The following is a 23,420-nucleotide window of genomic DNA, read 5'->3' on the forward strand; positions in this document are numbered from 1 at the left end:
GATCAGCTGGCGATAAGTTTTTGAAGGTACTGTCCGTAGCCATTCTTGGCCAAGGGCTTTGCAAGCTTTGCGACGTCATCGGCGCCGATCCAACCGTTGCGGAAGGAAATTTCCTCCGGGCAGGCAACCATCAGGCCCTGCCGCTTTTGCAGCGTCGCGATAAAGCTGCTTGCCTCAAGCAAGGAGTCGTGCGTGCCGGTATCAAGCCAGGCAAAGCCCCGGCCCATGATCTCGACGTTCAGCGACTTGTTCTCAAGATAGCGCTTGTTCACATCGGTTATTTCGTACTCGCCGCGTGGCGATGGCGCAATGTCGGCGGCAATATCGCACACCGTGTTGTCGTAGAAGTAGAGACCTGTCACCGCATAGTTGCTGCGTGGCTTGACCGGCTTTTCTTCAATGCTCAGCGCCCTGAATTCATCATTGAATTCGACAACGCCGTAGCGTTCCGGATCGTGAACGTGATAAGCAAAAACGGTGGCGCCATCGGTACGCGCGTTGGCGCTTTCCAACTGTTTGACGAGATCATGGCCATAGAAAATGTTGTCGCCCAGGATCAGCGACGAAGGCGCGTTGCCCACGAAATCCCGACCCAGCACGAATGCCTGGGCAAGACCATCCGGTGACGGCTGCACCTGGTACTGGATATTCAGCCCCCATTGCGCGCCGTCGCCCAGCAGGTCGGAGAACCGCGGGGTATCTTGCGGCGTCGAGATGATCAGGATGTCGCGAATGCCCGACAGCATGAGCGTCGCCAATGGGTAATAGATCATTGGCTTGTCATAGATCGGCATCAGCTGCTTGGACACCGCCTGCGTGATCGGGTACAGGCGCGTGCCGGAACCGCCCGCCAGGATGATGCCCTTGCGGGTGGGAGACGTTGCTGCCTTGATCATTGTTTCAGCTCTGCGAGAAGTTTGACGGTGCTTTCGACGTGCACGGTCCAGTCAGGAAGGCGAATGCCGAAGGTCGACTCGAGCTTGTCGCACGACAATCGGGAGTTATGTGGCCGCTTGGCCGGCGTCGGATAGTCGGACGTCGGGATCGGATGGACACGCTCGGGCGATGCCTTGAGTTCCAGCCCGGCGGCAATGCCTTCGGCAATCACCTTGCTTGCGTAGGCGTGCCATGTGGTTTCACCTTTGGCCGTCAGGTTATAGAGGCCGAAGGGGAACGTGCCCGACGCCGTGCCTGCGGCACGTGCTGCAAGGTACCGCGCAATGATGTGCGCGCTGACGTCGGCAATCAGTGCCGCGCTGGTCGGCACGCCATGCTGGTCGGCGATGACGTTGAGGCTGTCGCGGGCGCCCGCCAGCTTCAGCATCGTCTTCGCGAAATTGCCGCCATGCGCACCGAAGACCCATGTCGTGCGGAAGATCAGATGTTCGCGATGTTCGGCTGCGATTGCCTGTTCACCCGCCAGCTTGCTGGCACCATACACATTGACCGGGCTGGTGGCGTCGTCTTCCGTATAGGCACTTGTCTTCGACCCGTCGAACACGTAATCGGTCGAATAGTGCACCAGCAATGCGCCGATCTTTGCAGCCGATCGCGCAAGTGCTTCGACCGCCTTGGCGTTGACGAGGTGGGCCTGGTCCTGATCGCTTTCTGCTTTGTCCACCGCGGTGTAGGCAGCCGCGTTGACGATCACGGTCGGCCTAAGGGTCGCCACAAGCTGGTCGACCGCCGCGGCATCTGTCAGATCGCACGTTGACCGGTCGACCCCGGTGACCTGGCCCAACGGTTGCAGCGCGCGCATGAGCTCGAACCCGAGCTGGCCCTTCTGGCCGATGACGAGCAGGGTAGGGGACTCAAGCGCCATATTGCTTTTCCACCCACTTGCGATAGTCGCCGCTGACGACGTTGGTCAACCAGGCCTGATTGGCCAGGTACCACTCGATCGTCTTGCGCATGCCGGTCTCGAACGTTTCTGCCGGGCGCCAGCCCAACTCGCGTTCCAGCTTGGTGGCGTCGATGGCATACCGGCGGTCGTGCCCGGGCCGGTCTTTGACGAACGTGATCTGTTCCGCGTATGAGACCTTGTCTACGCGTGGCTTGAGTTCGTCCAGCAACGAGCAGATCGTGCCAACGACTTCCAGGTTGGTTTTCTCGTTCCAGCCGCCCACGTTATAGGTTTCGCCAAGCCGGCCGGACTGGATCACGCGATGGATCGCGCTCGCGTGATCGGCAACGAACAACCAATCACGCACATTCTGGCCGTCTCCGTAGATAGGCAGTGGCTTTTGTCCCAGGGCATTCAAAATGACCAACGGAATGAGCTTCTCGGGGAAGTGATAGAAGCCGTAGTTGTTCGAGCAGTTGGTCGTCGTGACTGGCAGTCCATAGGTATGGAAATACGCCCGGACCAGATGGTCGCTGGCTGCCTTGCTGGCCGAATAAGGTGAATTCGGAGCAAACGGGGTTTCTTCGGTAAAGGCCGGGTCATCCAGTTCCAGCGTGCCATACACCTCGTCGGTCGAGATGTGATGAAAGCGGCGCGTTTGCTGCAGGACGTCCTTGTCCAGCTTCTGTTCGGTCTGCCAGAACTGCCGGCAGGCCTCCAGCAGGCAGTAGGTGCCTTCGATGTTGGTTCGCACGAACTCGCCGGGTGCGGTAATCGACCGGTCGACATGACTCTCGGCCGCGAAGTGAACCACGGTGTCAATGGCGTGCTCACGAAGCAGGCGATCCACTAATGTGCGATCGCAGATATCGCCCTGCACCAGAATATGCCGATCTTCGCCCTCCATCCCCTTGAGGTTGTCGGGGTTGCCTGCGTAAGTCAGCAGATCAAGGTTGACAACCTTGACGTCTTTGGCAGCGCCAAGGAGGTAGCGCACGAAATTGGAACCGATGAATCCGGCACCGCCAGTGACGAGAATGTTTTTGGGCTGATAGCTCATTGCGTGGATATGGATGGACCGTTCGGGTTATGCGACACACCGACGCAGCCGCGTCCATGTGTTTGTTTGGAAATAGGCGGATTCGTCAGAATCAGCCGGTGATGACGTCAGGCCCTAATAGGCTCCGTCCCGCTGGAGCACCACCCCAGCCGTCTTGAACAGGATGGCGACGTCATAGAACAGCGACCAATTCTTGACATACCACGCGTCCAGATAGACACGTGTCGCATAGTCGATGTTGTTGCGTCCGCTGATCTGCCAAAGGCCGGTCATGCCCGGTTTGACCATCATGTAATAGTCTGCGTCGTCGGCATACCGCGCCAGTTCGGCTTCCACGATCGGACGTGGCCCGACCAGGCTCATTTCGCCCTTCAACACATTCCAGAGTTGGGGCAACTCGTCCAGGCTCGTGCGACGCAGAAATCCGCCGATCTTGGTAATGCGAGGATCATTCTTGAGCTTGAAGTCAAGGTTCCATTCTTCGCGCGCCGCAGCGTCATTGGCCAGGAGATTGCGGAGCACCTCTTCCGAATTCAGCACCATGGAGCGAAGCTTCAGACAGCTGAATTTCTTCCCGTTCTGGCCGATGCGTGTATGGCCGTAGAACGCATTGCCGCCGTCTTCCCGTACCTTGTAAGCGAAGTAAGCCAACACAGGAGACAGGATGAGAAGCAACAGCGAGGAAAAAATGATGTCGAACGATCGTTTGATGACGCGCGAAGCAGTGCGCTTCAGGTTGGTGTTCAGACGCAGCATCAGCACTTCGTGGCTGAAGAAATGAGACATTTCAGCGCCATAGAGAGGCACGCCGCGCATGGCTGGAATGACGGAAATGTCTCGTATTCCGTGGCGGGTCAGATCGCGAATCCAACGGTCGCGCAGATGATGTTCGTGATGTTCGAGCGCGATGACGACTTTCACGTCGGCCAGCAAGTTGAAACTGCTGGCGTTGAAGCCGTTCAGAATGGGAACGCTGGTCAGTGTTTGCGAACCCAACGATTCGGCGGGCGATACGTACGCAATGACATCCAAGCCCATCAAAGGTTGGCTACGCAAGGCAAGGCACGCTTCCCTGGCATTTTCACCGGTACCCACGATCAGCGTTGGTTTCTTCCAATATCCCGCGCCAGTAAGGACGGTCTTGATCGCCCAGCGCCCCAACGGCACGCACATCATCGCACTGACCCAAGTCGTGAACCACCAGACCCGTGAAAACTGCCAGCCAATAAGGGCAATGAAAGCCAATTCCAGAAATGCAACGAGAACGAGCGTGGACAATACCTCGTGCAATTCGCTCCAGAAAGGTTTTCGGTAGGCATAATGCCGTGCGCTTCCCCAAAACCAGAGCACGGCAGAAATAACAAATGCCGAATGGGTCAACAGCGAAGAAAAGATATTGCTGCTGTTAATGCCGATCCAGGCGGAGGTAAAACCAGCAGACGTGGCTCCCGCCAGCGCCAGAGCACCGAAACAAAAGGCTGCCAAGAAGCTCACCAAATCAGTCAGGCACAAAGCGTACTTGTTAATCCATCGCGCGTTGAGGCGCGAGCCGCTTTGCAAGGGACTGAATAGTTCTGCTTTCATAATGAGGTCTCAAACCATCGACGCACGCTGACGCCTATTAAATTCACAACGATCTCATCCGCGTATCGCCGGGTAGTCGGAGCAGCAATGTGTCGCGGGCCATCGCAGCTCAGGCGCAACTGCACTGCTGCCAGTCGCTGAGAACGTGTCAAGCGCTCTCGCAATGACCCATAAGCAATAAAAGCGCTCACCCAAGGAGCGCCCATCTGCAACAACGGATTTTAGCCTAGAACGTAATTCGTATGGTCTGCGGGCTCGAGACAGTGTTTGCAACATAGTGAAACCGCTTGAGCGATCGAGTTGACAGGCAGACGCAAGGATGGCATCGGGAAAGTACCATCATCCCTTGGCAGTATAGGTCGCATCCCGGTGCCGGCCGGGCAGGTCATTCCGACTGCTTGCGCGGTGCTCTACCTGGATGTAGGCCTTAGTACGTGTGGTGTTTAGGCTGCGAAGCATCGAATATCATCGAGCCTAATTCGGGACGGATCAAAATGCAGAAGAAGTTGTTGGTGACGGGTGGTGCGGGGTATATCGGCAGCCATACCTTGGTGGAATTGATTGCAGCGGGGTATGCCCCGATTGTCTTGGACAACCTTTCCAATAGTGATGTGGAAGTGCTTCGCAGGGTCAAACTGCTGACGGGTGTGGATGTGCCGTTTGTCGAAGCAGATATCCGCGATCAGGAAGCAGTCAAGGCGGTATTTGATAACGCTGTCAACGACGGCGAACCAATAGCCGCCGTGATTCACTTTGCAGCGTTGAAAGCGGTGGGTGAGTCTGTTCAGGACCCCTTGCGCTACTACGACAACAATGTGGGCGGAACACGCACACTGTTGTCGGCCATGTTGGCTGCAGGTGTCCATTCAATCATTTTCAGCTCATCTGCAACGGTTTATGGTGACCCGCAGTTCCTTCCCTATACGGAACAGCATCCCCAAAAGCCAACGAACCCGTACGGCTGGACCAAATTCATGGTCGAACAGATGCTGGCTGATGTGTGTGCGTCGAATCCCGCATTTTCAGCAGTCACCTTGCGTTATTTCAATCCGATTGGCGCGCATCCGAGTGGACAGCTGGGCGAAGACCCCAAGGGCATACCGAATAATCTGTTCCCTTTCCTGACGCAGGTCGCCGTCGGCAAACTCGAGCGTCTGCGGGTGTTTGGCAATGACTATGAAACGGTCGATGGAACGGGTGTTCGCGATTACCTGCACGTGGTGGATCTGGCAGTCGGCCATGTGAAGGCGGTCAGGGTAGCTGTTGAACAGACAGGCTTTCTTCCGGTCAACCTGGGCACCGGGCAAGGAACCAGCGTGCTGCAGATGGTGAAGGCATTCGAAGCAGCCTCTGGAAAGCAGATTCCAGTGGCGATGATGGATCGGCGAGCGGGGGATCTGCCACAGTTCTGGGCTGACGCATCCGAAGCGGAGCGCTTGCTAGGCTGGACAGCGGAGCGTTCGCTTGACGACATGTGCCGTGACGGCTGGAATTGGCAGCGCCAGAACCCTGACGGGTATAGCGTAGGGGGAGATGTTGCATAGCGGTCTCTGATACAAATTTTTTGGAGGCTTAGCCCGTCTGGCTTACACGCCATGTTTACGCTTGAGGGGTTCCCCGGTATGATCAACACTCGGATTTCCGTGTATGCGCGTCGCTATCCGGCGGGGTGCTTCTCAACAAATAGGGGGATTTACCCATGAAACTGACTCAGATCGCTGCATTCGCGGCTGCTGCTCTGTTCAGCGTTGCTGCTGTTGCTCAGCAACCTGCTGCTCCTGCTCCTGCTGCTGGCGGCTCTGCTGCTGGTATCGGCGCGGGTGGTATCGCTGGCGTGTCCGGCGCTGCTGTTGCTGGTGGCGTGCTCGCCGTTGGCATCGCTATCGCTGCTGTTGCTTCGGGTTCGAGCGACACGACGACCAGCCATCACCACGGCGGTCGTTAATCTGCGGCAACGTGGACTGCGCGGCAGCTAGCTTCTGCGCGACAGGCGGCTTCGGCCGCCTTTTCTTTGCCTGTTATCTTTTTGGTGGTTTTGGTTGGGTAATTCAACTTTGGCTATACGACGCTCGGGATACCTCGCGTGCCTGTTGGCGCTCATGCCGTGTTCTTCATGGGCTCAAGCCGCTCAGAATGGACTTACCGGTCTAATCAACACTCCGTCCGCGCGCATGCAGGACGATGGCGTGTTCCGGATCGGTGTTACCCATGCGTCGCCGTACACCGCAGGCTTTTTCAGTCTGCAGGCAATGCCTTGGCTAGAAACGACGGCTCGGTATACGCAGATCGCCGGAGTCGACGGCTTGCTGGGACCTGACTACGGCAGCTTCAAGGATAAATCGGTAGGCGCTAAGGTTCGCCTACTGGAAGAAGGAGCCTTTGGGGTCAGTTGGCTACCGCAGGTGGCAATAGGGATGGATGATCGGGGCACCGGTACAAGCATCTTTGCTAGCGAATTCGTGGTTGCCAACAAAAAATTTGGCTTGAACGGCGTAGGCGTTTTTGATGTTAGTGCCGGCTATGGACGTAAACGCCTGGACGGCGCTTTTGGTGGTGTTCGTTTTACGCCGCAAGTCCTTCCTAACTGGCGGTTGGTCGTTGAGCGAGACGCCACGAACTTCGCTCGCGACTATGGCTCCGTCGAATCAGGCGTAAATACGCGCCCAGTTGGGAAATGGAACGCCGCCGTCGAGTACACCAAAGGCCCCTTCACCCTGCAACTCGGCTCCCAATACGGCAAGCCGTCCGTCGCCGCCTACTTCTCCATCCCGTTCCAGGCTCGCGAATTCATCCCCAAGATCAATGAAGTCGGCCCACTGGCCAAGGGCGCCTGGTACAGCGACTCCCCGCGCCCTACGGCTGCCCAGTGGGACGAAGACCGCGGCTATCGCCAGGGCATGCTGGCGACGCTGCACGATGAAGGCTTCCGCAACGTAAAGCTGGCGTACCGCAACGGCACGATGCATCTGTCGCTAACCAGCGAGCGCTTCCGCTATCAGTCTCGCGGCATCGGCCGAGCAGCGCGTATCGCGCTGGCCTATGCGCCGCTCGAGACGAAGGCGATGGAGATCACCTGGGAGAACCAGGATCTGGCTGGCGTCACTTATCGATTCGGCAATGCAGAGGTGCTGCAGCGTTACTTCGCAGGCCTGACCACGCGCGAGGCGCTGGCCGCCCACGTCGACATTCGCTATGCAGCGCCGCCAAAAACGGCGGCCCAGGCGTCCGATATCGACGAGGTGCTGGACGCGGTCGCCTATGAGCGCCCCAAGGCCAACTTTGCCTTCAATCGGGACGGCAACCTGTTCAACTTCCGCCGGGAATCGTACGACCAGAGCCGGTTCCAGATCAGTCCCTATTTTTCTACGTATCTGAACGACCCCAGTGGCGCGTTCAAGTACGACGTTGGCCTGGACTTCTCGGCACGCTTGCGCATCGCGCAGGGGTGGTGGGCGGATGGATCAGTCCGTACCGTGCTGTCGGAAAACGTGTCTGACGTGGTCCAGGAATCCAATTCCGACCTGCCACATGTGCGAAGCGATGCCGCCAAATACAAGCGCGCGTCCAAGATCAAGCTGGACCGTGCGTTGCTCCACCGCTACTGGCAGCCTGCCGAGCGGATTTACACCCGCGCATCCGCCGGTATCTATGAAGAAATGTTTGGTGGTGCGGGCGTGCAGGCCCTGTGGGTGGCGCCGGGATCGCGCTGGGCGGTCGACGGATCGTTCGACATGCTCAAGCAGCGTGATTACAAGGGCACGGGATTTCTGGACTACAGGACCAACACGTATCTGATGTCGGTGCACCATCGGGTGCCGTGGCTGGATGGCGTGACCGTTACCGCGCGGGCGGGTCGTTTCCTTGCCGGGGACGAGGGCGTGCGGGGCGAGGTCAAGCGCACGTTCAAGTCAGGGATGGAAGTGGGCGTCTGGTACACGGTGACGAACGGGAATGACATTCAAAGCCCGGGGTCGCCCGAGTCGCCTTACCGCGACAAGGGTGTGTTCATGCGCATTCCGTTGGCCACGATGTTGGCAACGGATACGGGTGCTGCGGCGAACTTCAGCTTGCAGCCGTGGACGCGTGACGTGGGCGCGATGGTACGGTCGCCTGGCGATCTGTATGACCAGTTCGAGCGCGGCATGCTGCAGAACGCGACGGAAGGCGATGGCCTGCGCAGCTTCAGCGACCTGATCGGGGAGGATGCGCCATGACGGTCGTTCTTTTCTCGATTCGGGCGGCTGGGACCGCGGCGGCGACGTTGTTGACCGGCGCAATGGCGACTGCACAGGTGATTCCTTTGCCTGACGCGGCGCCGCCGGCACCGGGTGCTGCTCGCGCCGCGGTCCCTGCCGCAACGCGGGGCGCCGCTGGAACCCAGGCACCCGTCGGCACCCGGGCGCCAGCTGGAGTGCAGGGCCCGGGCGCAAGGCAGGTCACGACCGGAGGGCCTTCGCCGGCAGAGCCTGCCGCATCATCAACCGACCAGCCCGTATGGCCCTCTTCACCCGTCGTGCCAGTATCCCCCTACCACCCGCTGCCCCCAGCTGCAAGGTCTGGGACGCCGAATTGCAAGCCTCCTACCAGGGCGGCTGCAAGGACGGCTACGCCGAAGGCCACGGCGTGGCCCGTGGCGTGTCGGGTGCCTATTACAACGGCACCTTCAAGGGCGGCAGCAAGGAAGGGCAGGGCCGCAAGGTCTACGCCAATGGCGACGAGTACAACGGCGGTTGGGTGTTCGATGCCCGGGAAGGTTCCGGTACGTACATCTTCGGTGAGGCATCCCCCTGGCGCGGCGACCGGTCGGAAGGCCTGTGGGTCGCGGACAGGCGGCACGGCAAGGGCGTATACATCTTTGCGCCCGACAACATCCGCATGGAAACCAACTTTTTTGGCGGAGTGCCGATTGATCCGGCGCCACCGGCCATGGTTCAGCGTCAGCGGGCGATGAAGGTCTTGCTGCCGGTGATCGGCGTGCCGGGTACCAGGGTGTGTTCCATTACCACGCAGGGTGCAACGTCCACCCGGATCGCGCGGGGCGTGGTCGTGAACGTGGTGGATGACCGGCTGCAAGTGAACATCACCACGCCCGAAACGCTGCGGGTGAGCGTGTCAAAGATGAATCCGCGGTGGGACAACATTACGGAGTGGATGCCCTGCAAGTAGCGCGGGGCGCATCGCGCCCTGCCTGCGTGGCTGTCGGCCTATGCCTAGCCGGGCTGATACGCCCGCCGCGACTCCATCAGTCGCAGCACGCCCACGGCGATCAGCGCCGCGGCAATGTCGCAGAACCAGTCGGACCAGCTTGGGGTCCGGTACGTGAACATGGACTGCACACCCTCGTCGAGCGCGCCCATGATGCCGATCGCCAATACGGCGATCCGGCTGCGGAATCGATTGCTGGGTGATTGCCCCAAGTACAGCAGCCCGGCCAGGATGCCGTAGGCCACCATGTGCAGCACTTTGTCCGGAATGATCGATGACAGTTCGTTCGCCTGATTGGGGATCGAACCAATGCCGATCATCAATGCGAAGAACGCAAACGCGGCCAGAAAATAGATTTTTCGCAAATGCTTCATACCTCCTTTATTGCCCATCCGTAGAACCTCGGTCAACCCAGTCGGGCATCTGGACGAGGCGGATCAACTGCGGTTCCGCTTAGTATGGGACTTTACGGAGTAACCCTGAGTTCCTGGTAACCGGGCGTTACTCCCTGCGTGCCGATTGCCATGGCTATCGTGGATAATCGCCGTCTAACTTACACATACTCAGGGGAAATTTGTGGGGGCTAACGCTGCTGATGGATCGATCGATATTGCCGCTTCGGCGTTCAAGGCCTATGACATTCGCGGGGTCGTTCCGTCACCCTTGAGTCCTGAATTTGCTCGTCGCCTTGGCGCGTCGCTGGCCAATGCCGCGCACCAGGCCGGTGTGAATGCGGTCGTCGTTGGCCGTGATGGCCGCTTGAGCGGCCCGGGTCTTTCCGACGCGCTTCAGGAAGGGTTGCTGTCGGGCGGCGTGGATGTGATCGACGTGGGCATGGTGCCGACGCCGCTGGTGTACTTTGCCGCGAACACGACCCAGACGGGTACGGGCGTTGCCATTACGGGCAGCCACAATCCGCCTGAGTACAACGGCTTCAAGATGATGATGGCGGGTGTCACGCTGTATGGCGATGCCATTACGGGCCTGCGTCCGCACATGCTGGAGAACATGCCACAAACGGCGCATGCCCGCGGTACGCGTACCGAAGTGGACGTCGTGCCGGAATATCTGGAACGCATCGTCAGCGACGTGAAGCTGGCGCGCCCCATGAAGATTGCCGTGGACTGCGGCAATGGCGTGGCCGGCCCGGCTGCTGTGCGACTGTTCCGTGCACTGGGTTGCGAAGTGACCGAGCTGTTCTGCGATGTGGATGGCAATTTCCCGAACCACCATCCGGACCCTGCCGACCCGCACAATCTGGAAGACCTGATTCGCTGTCTGGAAGAGACGGACTGCGAACTGGGCCTGGCATTCGACGGCGACGGCGATCGCCTGGGCGTGGTGACGAAGGGTGGCGAGATCATCTGGCCGGATCGTCAGTTGATCCTGTACGCACGCGACGTGCTGTCGCGCAATCCGGGCGCTGAAATCATTTACGACGTGAAGTGCAGCCGTTACGTGGCTGAAGAGGTTCGCGCCGCGGGCGGCAAGCCGCTGATGTGGAAGACCGGCCATTCGCTGGTCAAGGCCAAGCTGAAGGAAACTGGGGCGCCGCTGGCGGGCGAGATGAGCGGGCACATCTTCTTCAAGGACCGTTGGTTCGGGTTTGACGACGGCCTGTACACGGGCGCGCGGCTGCTCGAGATCCTCTCGAAGAGCCCTAACGCATCGGCCGTGCTCGAGGCCCTGCCTTGCGCCACGTCGACGCCTGAACTGAAGCTGGAAACGGCCGAAGGCGAGCAGTTCAATGTGGTAAAGCGACTGAACGAACAAGGCAAGTTTGCTGGTGCGCGGGAGGTGATCACGATTGACGGCGTGCGAGTGGAGTACAAGGACGGCTTTGCGCTGGCCCGTCCGTCGAACACGACGCCCGTGGTGGTGATCCGTTTTGAAGCCGACGATGACGCTGCCATGGCGCGTATCCAGGCTGACTTCCGCTCGCAGCTGCTGCGCGTGGCGCCCGATGCCGTGCTGCCTTTCTGAGGTCTCGAAGGATGTCGGGATCGAATGAGGCAGGAATGACCGGCGCAACGGCCGCCTTGTGGCGCGCGGACACTGCGCCCGCGCCATTGGCGGACACGCAGGCGTGGCGGCAATTCGTCGTGTCGGCGCAGCATGCGGACCTGACCGCAAGCACATTGCGCATCGTGCAGGCGCCGCACGTCGCGGTGGACCTGAGCGCGCAAGCGCAGTCGCCCGCGTTGATGGCGGCGGGCGAAGCCTTGCTGGCGGAGCGGGGCTTGGATGCTGCGCGGGCATGCCTGCTGGAAGGCGGCATGGCCAATTGCACGGAAGCGCGGCCTGCCTGGCATACCGCCTTGCGCAGCCCGGATGCATCGTTGCGCGTGGCGGGCCAGGTTGCGACCGAGCGCGAGCGTGTGCGCAGCTTCGTGCGGCGTGCCGATGCGGAAGGGCGCTACAGGCATGTCGTGAACATCGGCATTGGCGGCAGTGACTGGGGTCCGCGTCTGGTCGTCAGTGCACTGGGCAATGCCGGCACGCGGCGCGACATGCGCTTCGTGTCGAACATCGATGGCCATGCGATCGAAGCGGGCCTGCTCGGTCTGGATCCGCTGCACACGCTGTTCATCGTATCGTCCAAATCGTTCAACACGATCGAGACGCTGCGCAATGCCGAACGCGCGATCGAATGGTTGCGCGCCGGCGGTGTGCAGGACGTGAATGCGCACATGGTGGCGGTGACGTCGAATGTGGCGGGTGCGGCCAGGCTGGGCATCAGCGACGAGCACGTCTTCAAGCTGTGGGACTGGGCGGGTGGCCGGTATTCCGTATGGTCGTCCATCGGTTTGCCGATCGCATTGGCGCTAGGCGTTGAAACGCTGGATGGCCTGTTGCAGGGCGCTGCCGAGATGGACGCGCACTTTGCCAGCGCGCCGATCAGCGAGAACGCGCCCGTGCAGCTTGCCTTGACGGCGCTGGTGAACCGCAATGTGTTCGGTTATCCATCGTTGAACATCGCCGCGTATGACGCGCGCCTGACGAATCTTGCGCCCTATCTGCAGCAGCTGGATATGGAGTCGCTGGGCAAGTCAGTGGACGTGTACGGCCGGCCCGTCAGCGTGCCGACCGGTTCGCTGGTGTGGGGCGTGTCGGGTACCGATGCGCAGCACACGTTCTTCCAATGGCTGCACCAGGGCACGGACCCGACGCCAGTTGACTTCGTGGTGTGCCGCGAAGCTGACCACACGTTTGCCGAGCACCACCGTTTGCTGTTGGCCAACTGTCTGGCGCAGCGCGAAGCGCTGCTGCGTGGCAAGTCCTTCGATACGCTGCTGCCTGAGGTGTCGAAGACCGAGCCGGATCCGGAACGGTCGGCCTGGCTGGCGCGTCACAAGGTACATCCGGGCGGTCGCCCGTCAAGCTTGCTGGTGTTGCCGCGTCTTAACGCGCAAAGCCTGGGGGCCTTGCTGGCCCTGTATGAACACAAGGTGTTCGTGCAAGGAATCGTGTGGGGTATCAACCCGTTCGATCAGTGGGGCGTGGAATACGGCAAGGTATTGGCCACGGGGATTGCTGAAGAGTTGAACGGCGGAGTATCCATGCCGCATGATGTGTCAACGGCGCACTGGGTAGACGCGTGGAAGTAGTGGCTTCCCAAAGTCCATAAGCAAAAAAGGCATCCACCAAGGATGCCTTTTCACCATCAGCAGCGGGCAGTCGTGTGGCGCTTACGGCCGCCAGTACGTAACGTCGAAACCACAGCGGTATTCGAGCCCCGCGTTCTGACAAGAACACTGCGTTTGCGAAGCCTGGCTCCAGCCTTGCTGCATCCACACGCGGCCGTCGCGTTCCGCATTGTTGGCGGCAATGGTGCAAGCCCCTGCGGGGTAAGCGCTGACAGCGGTGTAGGTTTTGGTGAGAGTTGTCGCTGCCGACACGCTGAATGCCGTAAGCATGCCGGCAAGAATCCAAAGTCTTTTCATATGTTGCTCCATCCGCTTCTGGTTTGATCAGGCGGCTTAGATGTCGGCGCTTGAACGCCTGTCGTCGTGCGACGCGTGATTTCTGATTGTCGGCATTATGACGTTATTAGGACATTAGGTGTTCGTCGTAGTTCACCATACAAAATTGCAACAATTCGACTTGCCATCGACGCTCTTATCCTTGAGCCATAACCGGCGCCGCGTCGCGCTGTGCTCGGTGTTGTTATCCCATCCCTGCAGCAATCGGTTGCATTCTTTTTCTAAGCCAAACGGTCTAATACCACCAGCTTGGGTCTCAAATGGTGCTAGTTTCTCGCGTCCATGGCCCAGGCCGACGTCGAAGAAGCGCTCCGTTCATGTTCAAACAACTCTCGTCCCCGCTCAACCGCTTGGCCCGGCCGGCACGACAACCCCTCAAGCAAGCTTTGCTCCTGCCGCTCGCCATGTGTTCGGCGATTGGGGCGATGGCTATTCCTGCGCTTGCGTTGGCGCAAACCGCCGTCATGGTCGAGGCCGGCAATCAGTCCCTGCGGGACGACATTCAATGGCTGATCGATCGCGGGATCATCGATCTGACGACGTCGACGTGGCCCATGCCCCTGTCGGCGCTCGAATCCGCATTGGCGTCACGGCGTGTGGCGAACCTGTCGCGCGGTGACCAGCATGCAATGGCTGCGGTGGAAGCGTATGTGGCCCAGCAACGGCGATCCTTCGTGGGCGTGACGGCCGGCCTGAATACCGACCGTGTCCCGCAATTGGGCTTCGATGCGACGACACGGGCTCGCGCAGGGGTGGGGGCGTATGGCCAGGCCAGCACGGACGGGTTCGCAGGCAAGGTGCAGGTGAACGGGCTGGCGGACACGATCACCAACCGTCAATCCAACGTCAACCTGGAAGGCAGTTATGCGGCCGCGGCAGCCCTGGGCCAGGTGCTGTATGTCGGCCAGCTGGCGCACTTCTGGGGTCCGGGGCAGGACGGCAGCCTGAACTGGGGTAACGCGGCGACGGCCATTCCAGGCATCGGCCTGCAACGCGGCGCCCAGACGGCGTTCGAAAGCCAATGGCTGTCGTGGATCGGCCCTTGGGGCTACGACTTGTTCGTGGGCCAGATGCAGCACAACACCGCCGTGCCGCAGGCCAAGGTGCTGAACATGCGTGCGTTCGCCCGCCCGGTGCGCGGACTGGAAATCGGGCTGTCGCGTTTCATCCAGTTCGGCGGCAAGGGCCGTCCGAATGGGCTGGGGGCGGTGTGGGATGCCGTCACGGGCGACTCCAACATCGACGATCCCAACCAGATCGGCACCGACCCCAGCAATGAATTGTCAGGCATCGATGCACGCTATACGTTCTCGCTGGCAGGCAACCCCCTGACGATCTACACGCAACTGACGGGCGAAGACGAGGCGGGCGGCCTGCCATCGCGCTATCTGGGCCAGATCGGCGCGCAGTTCAAACACATGGTCGGCACGACCCGCATGCAGTGGTATGCCGAAGCGGCCGACACCACCGCGCGGCGGCTGTTCGGCTTGCAGGACGGCCTGCGCGGCTATGCCTATAACCACGGCAGCTATACCAATGGCCTGTATCACGACCAGCTGCCGATCGGTCATTCCATTGGTGGCGACGGCCAATTGCTGTCGGGCGGCGTCACGATCGTGCCGGACGACTACCGCTACTTCTCGCGCTACAGCGCCAAGATCCTGCATGCGCAAGTCAACCGTTCCAGTCTGCCCATCAACCAGGCGTTCGACCGGTCCGACAAGTTCTACGGTGGCGAATTCGCCTACAGCTGGATGTTGAAACCCGCTACGTTCAAGGCTGGCGTGACCGTACTTCGCAGCGTGCACGGCAATGCCAACGACGCATTCAGCCTGATGCTGTCGATGAACATCCCGTTGGGCGGCGGCTCGACGTTGCCAGCGCGTTGAGTGGGCGATCGCGTCAGATAAGGCGCGGTTTCCCGCAGATTTGATCGGGGCGCAGCGGACTGTCGTCAGTCCCCGGGCGCAGTCACGAGAGCATAGCGGCTACAATCCGGCTTTCCGCTTTTGTGCTTTTGCCGGCTTTTCCCGTGCCTCGCATCCTTCTCGTCAAAACGTCTTCCATGGGCGACATCGTGCACGCGCTGCCCGCCGTGTCGGATATCGCTCGCCATTTTCCGGGCGCAGTCATTGACTGGGTGGCCGAAGAGTCGTTCACGGCCTTACCCGCGCTGCATCCGCAGGTGTCCGACGTGATCCCGGTGGCGCTGCGGCGCTGGCGCAAGAACTGGTTTGCGGCGGAAACGCGGGAAGAGCGCGCGGCCTTCTGGCATCGTGTCGGCATGCATCGGTATGACTGTGTGATCGACCTGCAGGGCCTGGTCAAGTCGGCCCTGCTGGCCCGGCATGTGAATGGCCCGCTGCATGGCTGTGACTTCCGGTCGGCCCGCGAACCCCTGGCGGCGCTGTTCTATCGTTATCGTCACCGCGTGGTGTTCCAGCAATCCGCCGTCACGCGCATGCGTCTGCTGGCGGCGCAGTCTTTGGGCTATGCGCTGGAAGGCCCACCCGAATTCGGTTTGAAGGTCGGACGCCGGCCCGGCATGCCCCCGCGCTACGCCGCGATCATGCCGTCTGCCAGCCGCGAAACCAAACTGTGGCCCGAGGAATACTGGAAGGCTGTGCTGCTGCGCCTGGAAGTGGCGGGCTACGCGCCGTATCTGTTTGCCGGCAATGAAACGGAGATGGAACGCGCGCAGCGCCTGGCCGACGCGGTCCCGCGCGCCCGTGCCTTGCCACGCATGGGCTTGCGGGAAGCGGCCGAGGTACTGGCCGGCGCGTCCGTATTTGTGGGCCTGGACAGCGGCCTGACCCACCTTGCCGGTGGCCTGGGCCGGCCAACCATCGGCATCTACTGCGACTACGACCCGGCCCTGGCGCCAGTGACCGGATCCGGCTTCATTGCCTGCCTGGGTGGCCCCGGCACGCCGCCCACACGCGAAGAGGTCCTGGCCGCGGTCGGCCGTGCCTTGCCCGCCGAAGCCACGCACCCACGGCCTGTTGTTGCGATCAACGACGACACGGAGCCTGACGCGTGATGGCTGCTGCACTATGGCGAGCCGTCTACTCGACCTTGTGGCGGCTGCTGACTCCCTTCATCTGGGTGAAGATCTGGCGGCGCGCCAAGCGCGAGCCGCTATATGGCGTATTTCCGGCTGAACGCTTTGGTTTCTACCGCAAGGCCATGCCCAAGCCGGCAAATGACGACTTTCGTGCGGCCCCGGTGTGGGTGCACGCGGTCAGCCTGGGCGAGACGCGCGCGGCGCAACCGCTGATCGACGCCTTGCTGGAACGCGGCCTGCCGGTACTGCTGACCAACATGACCGCCACCGGACGCACCGAGGCCTCTCGCCTGTTTGCCACGGCGATCGCGCAGGGCCGCCTGCGGCAGGTCTGGCTGCCCTACGATCTGCCCGGCGCGGTACGCCGCTTCTTCCGCTATTTCACGCCGCGCTGCGGGTTGCTGATCGAGACCGAGGTCTGGCCGAACCTGATCCGTGCCGGCAAACACTACGCCGTGCCGATGGCACTGGTCAGCGCGCGCATGTCGGAAGCGTCGCTGCGCAAGAACCTGCGTCTGGCCAGTCTGGCCACGCAGACCTTCGGCAGCCTGGACCGCGTGCTGGCGCAGACGCAAGAAGATGCGGACCGCCTGGTACAGCTGGGCGCCCGATCGCCCAAGGTGGTGGGCAACCTGAAGTTCGACCTGCGTCTGCCGCCGGATCAGCTGGATGCCGGCCTGGCCTGGAATCCCGGGCTGGCGCGTCCGGTCATCGCCATCGCCAGTACCCGCGAAGGCGAGGAGGGAGACTTCCTGAAAGCCATCGCCGCCATGCCCCGCACGCGGGACGGCGTCGAGCCATTGGTGGTCTTGATCCCACGGCATCCGCAACGCTTCAACGAAGTGGCCGCCATGGTGGCCGGGACTGGCCTGCGCATGAAGCGGCGGTCGGCGATCGAAGGCTTGCCCGCGCCGCGCGATGTGAGCAGCGACGTGCAGGTCCTGTTAGGCGACAGCCTGGGCGAAATGCCGTTCTATTACGCGGCGGCCGACGTCACGATCGTTGCCGGCAGCTTTGCGCCGTTGGGCGGGCAGAACCTGATCGAAGCGAGCGCCTGTGGCGTGCCCGTGATCGTGGGCCCGCACACCTTCAACTTCGCGCAGGCTTCCGACAACGCGATCGAAGCCGGGGCGGCCCTGCGGGCCAGCGATGCCGCGGACGCGTGGCGGCTGGCGTTGCAGCTGCTCGAGCAACCAGAAGACCGCATGCGCATGCGGGAAGCGGCCGCGCGCTTCAGCGCCACGCATACGGGGGCGACGCGCCGGGTCATGCTCGAGATTTCGGGTTGGTTGATGTAGGAGTGGGGCCGCGCTTCAACTGCCGACCGTAGTGCTGCGCTGGACCACGTTGGCGCTCGTGCCGCAGGGTTGCGGTGGCAGGATGGGCGCTGTCGTCGACGCCGCCATTCGTGGCCGCAAAGCGAGCAGGTTCGTCCACTGGCGGCCCAGCATGCGCGCATAGCCATGACTCAGTTCCTGCGCCGGACCGAATGCGCGAGGCGTGCTCGCCACATGCTTGCGTAGGCGTTCGACCGCGGTAGCGACACGCGATACCGGCAGCAAATGCTTCCAGAACGCCTCACGCAACATCCGGCCAGGCATCAGCGGAATGGGCGTCAGGGTCACGCTGGGCGACCAGCCTGGCGCCCAGCGCCGCGCAATACGCGGCCGCATCGCCAGCGACACGACGGGTACGCCAACATTGGACGCCAGGTGCGCAATACCCGAATCGTTGCCAACGAAGATACCGGCCGACACCAGCCACGCGGCCAGGTCGGCCAGCGACGCGTGCGACACCAGCCGATAGCCGCAGGACTCGACCCACTGCCAACCCGGGCGTTCGGTTGGCGCAACCACGAAACAGGGCTCGTAGCCTTGGGCTTCCAGTTGCCGCGCCAGGCGCAAAAAGCGCTGGGGCAGCCATTGCTTGTGCAGGGCGCTTGCGGTCGGGTGGATCACGGCGCGGCGGCGTGCCACGCGGGTGTCCACCGTCGCCGGAAGCTGAATGCCGTTAAGGCGCGACAGTTCGGTCAGCCCGAACATCTTCTGGCAAACGTCCAGCTGGATATCCAGCATGGGCTTGATCTGCCGATATACCGGCCACTCATCCATAACCCATGCACGCGGATGCCAGTTGCGGACGTCACCGACGACATCGGCGGCATAAGCGTGAATGACGGTGTCGTAGCCATCCAGGCTGTCGCGCAGGGTAGGGGCCTGCAGCGCGGGCTGGATGTCGAAACGCGGAAACCAATCCTTGAGCACGCTCAAATGATTGCTGAAGACAGTAACCTGGACGCCGTGGGCAACGAGATTGCGCACGATGACCATGGCGATCAGCGTGTCGCCAAGTCGTGCCGACATGACGAACGCAACGCGTCGTCCTTTCTCGATGATGTATGACATGGGGCGTCCCTCGCGTGCGCGAGGCCACGTACGCCAGGGGCCGCGCTGAGCAGCCCGGAAGTGAGCCCTCTCTTCAATATATATATCACGCGTTACAGCACAGTTCCCTGACTGTGGTAACACGCCGACACGGTTGTGACCGATGAGCGCGCAAACTGACGCGTCAGGAGGCGTCGGCGGACGCACCTGTTGTTTTACGCCCGAACCCCAGCCTCGCCCAAAAGGATGGCTTGCGCGTCCGCTTGTTGCCTTGGTAGCTGCGCTGTGATGCCTTGATCATGCGGCCGAAGGGTTCATCGGCCCTGTATAACGCGAGGTTATAGCCCGCGCGCAGCGCCTCGTCGTAGTACTGATCGAACAGGGCTTTCAGGTCGCTGCGGGGGTGGGGAAGGATGGCGCCGTCGAACCAGTGTTCCTGCCCTTGCGCGGCCAGGCGGGGCAGGGCATAGCTGTGGGAAAACTGCGTGCCCATGTCCGAGTAATGCAGGATGCGGATCGCATCGATGGGCTTCTTTTCGCCGTCCACATTGTTGTAGTCGGAATGCATGGGCTGGATCAGTTCGGCGTGGTCCTGGAAGTGGCGCATCAGGCGCTGGTGCGCGCCGGCATCGGTGCGAAGATCATCGAGGTCGGGCAGGTGCGCCCTGGCTGCGGCGTTGTCCCATACCGACACACAAAAGCGCCAGGACGTTTTGCGGCCCTTACCGCTCAGGACCTTGCCGGGCTCGAAGGGCATGCGCCACAGTTCGGCCATGTCGCACAACACCAGCATGTCGGCGTCCATGTAGATGGCGCGGCCCTGGTAGTTGCAGGCAGCGGGCACGGCCCAGCGAAAGCCCGAGAAAGGCGTCGCCCAGGTGTCGGTGCGCCAGCCCTTGTGCTGTTCCGGGTCGGAATACCAGAGGCTGGATGGATCTTTGGACAGGCGCATCCATTCGATGTCGACAGGCATCGAGGCGTGCTTCTTGATGCTGTATTCCAGCACCATCATCTGTTCAAGATCGCAGTCGTTGGGGTCGCACCCTACGAAGATGCGGATGCGGTCCTGGGAAGTGCGGTGGTTCATCCTGCTGTCGTCCCTGCTGAGAGCGCCTGCCATGCTGCGGCTGGGGTGGCTGCAACGATGCCGCGCGCGGTCCTGCCAGCGGGCTACGTATTTCCCGCAGGCGTGTTTCCGACAAGCATACGCCAGTCGCGCTTTTCGATGCGATCGGCCACCAACGCGCTGTGGGGCGACAGGTTGACGACACGCACGCCGTCATTCGCCAGCAGATCGGCTGCCGCCGTGAAGGCAGGCAGGATGTGATGCGGCAGGTATTGGTCCAGCGTGGTGGGCAGGGTGTCAGCCGACGTTTCGTAGAAGCGCGGCACCTTGGCTGCGTCCCGCAGGTCAACGCCGTGCAGCACGATCTCGGTATGCCCGAGCCACGCCATGATCTGCAGGGCGCTGTAGGCCACGGTGCCGGCATCGAACAGCCCTTGGCGGATGTCGTGCGCAAACCCCAGAACACGTTCTTCGTTGAACAGGGTCAAGGCGCCTGCGGGGGCGTCGGCCATGACAGCCTGGACGCTGCGCAGGGGCAGCCTGGCGCGGTATTGCGGGTTCTCGATCAGGAAAATGCGGCAGCGAATGTCGTCTGCCGGCATCTGCTGCAGCACATGCCACAAGGACAGCGGCGTCGTGAACAACAGCAGGTCTTGCGTGACAATGCGGCGAACCAGGTGTGGTCGCGCGCGTACGAAGCCCGTGTCGTTGAAGCAGTAGGTGTCGAACGTGATGGGGTGGGTGTCGGTCAGGGCGATGGCGCCGTTCACGCCCATGACGTCTGTCAGTGCAAGCTGTGCGTAGTCGATGTCCTTGACCGAGGGGCCGCTGGCGATGATGTGGCCCGTGCCGCCGCGGCCACCGCGCGTGAGCACGTGATTCATCAACGGGAAGTCGCGGCCGCGATAGGAAAAGCTGTCGATTTCACCCGCTGCGTTGCGGCCGACGCGCACATGGGGCCACAAGCGCTCGTTGTGCCGGTTCAGGCGCGAGTGGGTGTGCCGGTAGAGCAGCTTGAGCAGGCTGTTCGAGAAGCGGTGTGACGACATGGGGGTGGGGGCAGTGTGCGGCAGGGCGGCGGCAATGGCGCGTTACGGCGGCGCGCCGTGGCTGCGTGCTACCGCAGCAGCCGATTCACGGACTCGACGTCGTCACCCGTCAGCACACCGGCCGCGGCTTTCAACTGCAGTCCGGACAGCAAAGCGTTGTAGCGGGCGGCGGCCAGGTCGCGTTCGGTCGAATACAGCTGTTGCTGCGCGTTCAGCACGTCGATGTTGATCCGCACGCCCACTTCGTAGCCGGTCTTGTTGGCTTCGAGCGAACTGCGGCTGGAGGTTTGCGCGGCTTCCAGTGCACGGATCTGCGCCAGGCCGGAATTGACGCCCTGGAAGGCCACGCGGGCGTTCTGCACGGCAACGCGGCGCTGGACTTCCAGGTCGTTGCGAGAGCGTTCCAGCAATGCCACCGCCTCGGCCACCCGGGATTGCACGCCAAAGCCGGCAAACAGCGGCACCTGGACCTGCACGCCCACCGACCGCGTGGTGTAGGGGTTGTCGATCACGACGTTGCCGACCAGGCCTTCGGCGCGCTGCACGGTGCCCACCAGGTCCACCGTGGGATAGTGGCCCGCACGGGCGATTTCAATGGCGCGATCGGCCACCTCGGTGTTGATGCCGGCCTGGATCACCGCCCAGTTGTTGCTGCGGCTGCGTTCGACCCAGTCGTTCATGCGGGCCGGAATGGGCCCCGGAATCTGCACGCCGGGCGGCAGTTGGGCGAGCTGACCGGTGCGGTCCCCCACGATCTGCTGCAGGGCGCTGATGCGCACTTCCAGGTCGGCTTCGGCCTGGATGCCTTGCGCTTCGGCCAGGTCGTAGCGCGCCTGCGCTTCGTAGGTGTCGGTAATGGTGGCGGTGCCGATCTCGAAATTGCGCTTGGCGGATTCGAGCTGTTCGGCAATCGCGGCTTTCTGGGCGCCGATGAAAGTCAGGTTGTCTTGCGCGGCCAGTACGTTGAAGTACGCCTGCGCAAGCCGGACGATCAGGTCCTGCCGGCCCAGTTCGAGCTGGATCTCGCTGATCTCGACCAGCAGTTTGGATTGTTCGTAGTTCTGCCAGGACGCCCAGCGGAACAGCGGCTGGACCAGTTGCACCGCGTAGGTGGTATTGGACAGCCGGGTGTTCGGGATGCGGGTCGTGCTGGTTTCGGTGCGGTTACCCGTGCCATTGATGGCAGGGAAGAGGCCGGCACGCGCCTGGGGCAGCTTTTCCAGGCCGGCCAGGTACGCCGACCGGACCGACGCGAAGGTAGCGTCGTTGGCCAGCGCGGCCTGGTAGGCCTGGAGCAGGTCGATGGCCGATGCAGCAGGGGCAAACACGCAGGCGTAGATGACCGCGCCCAGCGATACAGCTCGCGACATCGCGCGCATGAACAGCTCCGTTCAGAACTTGAACTTGGATACGGGGGCGGCGCGCAGGGGCTTCACGACCGTTTCGAACAGCGAGACGGTCTCGAAACTCGCGGCCGTGGTACGGGTGATGATGCGCGCGGTCATGGCAGGCGCCTGGCCGACGATCAGCACCAGGCGGCCACCGACGCGCAACTGGTACTTCAGGCCGTCGGGCACGTCATGGAGCGATCCAGTGACCAGGATCGCGTCGTATTCGGTGGAACCCCAACCATTGCTGCCGTCGCCGACTTCGACGGTGACGTTGGTGATGCCGGCGCGTTTAAGGTTGGCCTTGGCGAAATCGGCCAGGCGCGGCTGGATTTCGACGGTGGTGACACTGTGGGCCAGATGGGCGATCAGCGCCGCCTGGTAGCCCGAGCCGGTGCCGATTTCCAGCACGCTGTCGGTCGGCTTCAGGTTCAATTCCTGCAGCAGGCGGGCTTCGATCTTGGGCGGCAGCATGAATTCGCCGGTGTCGCCCGATTCGAGGCGCAACGGGATTTCGGTGTCGACGAAGGCGAGCGAGCGCAGGGCAGGCGGAACGAATTCTTCGCGTTTGACGGTGGAGAGCAGGGCCAGCACTCCCTGGTCAAGAACATCCCAAGGGCGGATCTGCTGTTCCACCATGTTGAAACGGGCGTGCTCGACGTCCGGAAGGGTAGCAACGGTCATGGCTGTAGTAACTTTTCAGAAGTTGAAGCGGACGCAATTCAGGGTAAACCCCGCGGCATTTTACTCGCTGCCCACGGTCCCGCCGAGCGCCTGCGGCACCTTACCAAAAA

The 23,420-nt window shown here is 61.9% G+C and carries 20 protein-coding genes; 9 read left to right on the forward strand and 11 right to left on the reverse strand.

What is annotated here, in order from left to right; all coding sequences use genetic code 11:
* Positions 1-2: 2 nt before the first annotated feature.
* The 4 genes from rfbA to wbaP all read right to left on the reverse strand — a co-directional run bounded on the left by rfbA (position 3) and on the right by wbaP (position 4,487).
* A complete protein-coding gene (gene rfbA / locus ACNANG_RS16950; RefSeq protein ID WP_420223966.1) occupies positions 3-896 on the reverse strand; it encodes a glucose-1-phosphate thymidylyltransferase RfbA in 894 nt (297 codons plus the stop codon).
* Complete coding sequence (rfbD, locus tag ACNANG_RS16955; protein ID WP_420223967.1) at positions 893-1,822, reverse strand: dTDP-4-dehydrorhamnose reductase; 930 nt, start codon at positions 1,820-1,822, stop codon at positions 893-895. The genes rfbA and rfbD overlap by 4 nt, the downstream gene beginning before the upstream one ends.
* Positions 1,812-2,903, reverse strand: a complete 1,092-nt coding sequence (gene rfbB, locus ACNANG_RS16960; RefSeq protein ID WP_420223968.1) for a dTDP-glucose 4,6-dehydratase — start codon at positions 2,901-2,903, stop codon at positions 1,812-1,814. Before rfbB ends, rfbD begins: the two co-directional genes overlap by 11 nt.
* Before the next feature lie 114 nt (positions 2,904-3,017).
* Positions 3,018-4,487, reverse strand: coding sequence for an undecaprenyl-phosphate galactose phosphotransferase WbaP (wbaP, locus tag ACNANG_RS16965; RefSeq protein ID WP_420223969.1), 1,470 nt, complete (start codon positions 4,485-4,487; stop codon positions 3,018-3,020).
* 494 nt (positions 4,488-4,981) lie between these two features.
* Here wbaP and galE point away from each other — a divergent pair, with 494 nt between their 5' ends.
* From galE to ACNANG_RS16985, 4 genes are all read left to right on the forward strand, one after another.
* Positions 4,982-6,031: a UDP-glucose 4-epimerase GalE gene (gene galE / locus ACNANG_RS16970; RefSeq protein ID WP_420223970.1), complete on the forward strand. Its 1,050-nt coding sequence runs from the start codon at positions 4,982-4,984 to the stop codon at positions 6,029-6,031.
* Positions 6,032-6,186: 155 nt separating this feature from the next.
* The gene (locus tag ACNANG_RS16975; RefSeq protein WP_420223971.1) at positions 6,187-6,432 is read left to right on the forward strand and encodes a hypothetical protein; all 246 of its coding nucleotides are present in this window, start codon (positions 6,187-6,189) and stop codon (positions 6,430-6,432) included.
* A gap of 226 nt (positions 6,433-6,658) precedes the next feature.
* Positions 6,659-8,701, forward strand: coding sequence for a YjbH domain-containing protein (locus tag ACNANG_RS16980; protein WP_420223972.1), 2,043 nt, complete (start codon positions 6,659-6,661; stop codon positions 8,699-8,701).
* A gap of 355 nt (positions 8,702-9,056) precedes the next feature.
* Positions 9,057-9,653, forward strand: coding sequence for a hypothetical protein (locus ACNANG_RS16985; RefSeq protein WP_420223973.1), 597 nt, complete (start codon positions 9,057-9,059; stop codon positions 9,651-9,653).
* Positions 9,654-9,697: 44 nt separating this feature from the next.
* On the opposite strand, the gene ACNANG_RS16990 is transcribed toward ACNANG_RS16985, so the two are convergent.
* Positions 9,698-10,066: a VanZ family protein gene (locus tag ACNANG_RS16990; protein WP_420223974.1), complete on the reverse strand. Its 369-nt coding sequence runs from the start codon at positions 10,064-10,066 to the stop codon at positions 9,698-9,700.
* Positions 10,067-10,268: 202 nt separating this feature from the next.
* Here ACNANG_RS16990 and ACNANG_RS16995 point away from each other — a divergent pair, with 202 nt between their 5' ends.
* Together ACNANG_RS16995 and pgi are read left to right on the forward strand one after the other, a co-directional pair.
* Positions 10,269-11,675 carry a phosphomannomutase/phosphoglucomutase gene (locus ACNANG_RS16995; RefSeq protein ID WP_420223975.1) on the forward strand — a complete coding sequence of 469 codons (1,407 nt, stop codon included), beginning with the start codon at positions 10,269-10,271 and terminating at the stop codon, positions 11,673-11,675.
* A gap of 35 nt (positions 11,676-11,710) precedes the next feature.
* Entirely contained in the window at positions 11,711-13,300 is a 1,590-nt protein-coding gene (pgi, locus tag ACNANG_RS17000; RefSeq protein WP_420223976.1) for a glucose-6-phosphate isomerase, read from the forward strand.
* An 81-nt stretch (positions 13,301-13,381) separates the two neighbouring features.
* On the opposite strand, the gene ACNANG_RS17005 is transcribed toward pgi, so the two are convergent.
* Complete coding sequence (locus tag ACNANG_RS17005) at positions 13,382-13,636, reverse strand: hypothetical protein (RefSeq protein WP_420223977.1); 255 nt, start codon at positions 13,634-13,636, stop codon at positions 13,382-13,384.
* Between the two features lie 464 nt (positions 13,637-14,100).
* Here ACNANG_RS17005 and ACNANG_RS17010 point away from each other — a divergent pair, with 464 nt between their 5' ends.
* The 3 genes from ACNANG_RS17010 (at position 14,101) to ACNANG_RS17020 (ending at position 18,037) form a co-directional block, all read left to right on the forward strand.
* A complete protein-coding gene (locus ACNANG_RS17010; protein ID WP_420223978.1) occupies positions 14,101-15,564 on the forward strand; it encodes a capsule assembly Wzi family protein in 1,464 nt (487 codons plus the stop codon).
* 176 nt (positions 15,565-15,740) lie between these two features.
* Entirely contained in the window at positions 15,741-16,715 is a 975-nt protein-coding gene (gene waaC, locus ACNANG_RS17015; protein WP_420227572.1) for a lipopolysaccharide heptosyltransferase I, read from the forward strand.
* Positions 16,715-18,037 (forward strand): 3-deoxy-D-manno-octulosonic acid transferase, encoded by a 1,323-nt coding sequence (locus ACNANG_RS17020; protein ID WP_420223979.1) that lies wholly within the window; start codon positions 16,715-16,717, stop codon positions 18,035-18,037. The genes waaC and ACNANG_RS17020 overlap by 1 nt, the downstream gene beginning before the upstream one ends.
* Positions 18,038-18,052: 15 nt before the next feature.
* Here ACNANG_RS17020 and ACNANG_RS17025 read toward each other — a convergent pair whose 3' ends face one another.
* The 5 genes from ACNANG_RS17025 to ACNANG_RS17045 form a co-directional block, all read right to left on the reverse strand.
* Positions 18,053-19,144: a glycosyltransferase family 9 protein gene (locus ACNANG_RS17025; protein ID WP_420223980.1), complete on the reverse strand. Its 1,092-nt coding sequence runs from the start codon at positions 19,142-19,144 to the stop codon at positions 18,053-18,055.
* Positions 19,145-19,307: 163 nt separating this feature from the next.
* Positions 19,308-20,210: a glycosyl transferase gene (locus ACNANG_RS17030; protein WP_420223981.1), complete on the reverse strand. Its 903-nt coding sequence runs from the start codon at positions 20,208-20,210 to the stop codon at positions 19,308-19,310.
* Between the two features lie 83 nt (positions 20,211-20,293).
* Positions 20,294-21,238, reverse strand: a complete 945-nt coding sequence (locus tag ACNANG_RS17035; RefSeq protein ID WP_420223982.1) for a hypothetical protein — start codon at positions 21,236-21,238, stop codon at positions 20,294-20,296.
* Positions 21,239-21,306: 68 nt separating this feature from the next.
* A complete protein-coding gene (locus tag ACNANG_RS17040; RefSeq protein ID WP_420223983.1) occupies positions 21,307-22,617 on the reverse strand; it encodes a TolC family outer membrane protein in 1,311 nt (436 codons plus the stop codon).
* A 12-nt stretch (positions 22,618-22,629) separates the two neighbouring features.
* Positions 22,630-23,310 carry a protein-L-isoaspartate O-methyltransferase family protein gene (locus ACNANG_RS17045; RefSeq protein ID WP_179584825.1) on the reverse strand — a complete coding sequence of 227 codons (681 nt, stop codon included), beginning with the start codon at positions 23,308-23,310 and terminating at the stop codon, positions 22,630-22,632.
* Between the last annotated feature and the right edge of the window lie 110 nt (positions 23,311-23,420).

Origin of the sequence: Pigmentiphaga litoralis, assembly GCF_048632615.1 — a bacterium.
Taxonomy (GTDB): Bacteria; Pseudomonadota; Gammaproteobacteria; order Burkholderiales; family Burkholderiaceae_B; genus Pigmentiphaga; species Pigmentiphaga litoralis_B.

Coding starts and splice junctions, on each gene's coding strand:
- rfbA (WP_420223966.1), bottom strand. CDS start 896: ATGATCAAGGCAGCAACGTCTCCCACCCGCAAGGGCATCATCCTGGCG.
- rfbD (WP_420223967.1), bottom strand. CDS start 1,822: ATGGCGCTTGAGTCCCCTACCCTGCTCGTCATCGGCCAGAAGGGCCAG.
- rfbB (WP_420223968.1), bottom strand. CDS start 2,903: ATGAGCTATCAGCCCAAAAACATTCTCGTCACTGGCGGTGCCGGATTC.
- wbaP (WP_420223969.1), bottom strand. CDS start 4,487: ATGAAAGCAGAACTATTCAGTCCCTTGCAAAGCGGCTCGCGCCTCAAC.
- galE (WP_420223970.1), top strand. CDS start 4,982: ATGCAGAAGAAGTTGTTGGTGACGGGTGGTGCGGGGTATATCGGCAGC.
- ACNANG_RS16975 (WP_420223971.1), top strand. CDS start 6,187: ATGAAACTGACTCAGATCGCTGCATTCGCGGCTGCTGCTCTGTTCAGC.
- ACNANG_RS16980 (WP_420223972.1), top strand. CDS start 6,659: ATGCAGGACGATGGCGTGTTCCGGATCGGTGTTACCCATGCGTCGCCG.
- ACNANG_RS16990 (WP_420223974.1), bottom strand. CDS start 10,066: ATGAAGCATTTGCGAAAAATCTATTTTCTGGCCGCGTTTGCGTTCTTC.
- pgi (WP_420223976.1), top strand. CDS start 11,711: ATGACCGGCGCAACGGCCGCCTTGTGGCGCGCGGACACTGCGCCCGCG.
- ACNANG_RS17005 (WP_420223977.1), bottom strand. CDS start 13,636: ATGAAAAGACTTTGGATTCTTGCCGGCATGCTTACGGCATTCAGCGTG.
- ACNANG_RS17010 (WP_420223978.1), top strand. CDS start 14,101: ATGGCTATTCCTGCGCTTGCGTTGGCGCAAACCGCCGTCATGGTCGAG.
- waaC (WP_420227572.1), top strand. CDS start 15,741: ATGGGCGACATCGTGCACGCGCTGCCCGCCGTGTCGGATATCGCTCGC.
- ACNANG_RS17020 (WP_420223979.1), top strand. CDS start 16,715: ATGGCTGCTGCACTATGGCGAGCCGTCTACTCGACCTTGTGGCGGCTG.
- ACNANG_RS17025 (WP_420223980.1), bottom strand. CDS start 19,144: ATGTCATACATCATCGAGAAAGGACGACGCGTTGCGTTCGTCATGTCG.
- ACNANG_RS17030 (WP_420223981.1), bottom strand. CDS start 20,210: ATGAACCACCGCACTTCCCAGGACCGCATCCGCATCTTCGTAGGGTGC.
- ACNANG_RS17035 (WP_420223982.1), bottom strand. CDS start 21,238: ATGTCGTCACACCGCTTCTCGAACAGCCTGCTCAAGCTGCTCTACCGG.
- ACNANG_RS17040 (WP_420223983.1), bottom strand. CDS start 22,617: ATGCGCGCGATGTCGCGAGCTGTATCGCTGGGCGCGGTCATCTACGCC.
- ACNANG_RS17045 (WP_179584825.1), bottom strand. CDS start 23,310: ATGACCGTTGCTACCCTTCCGGACGTCGAGCACGCCCGTTTCAACATG.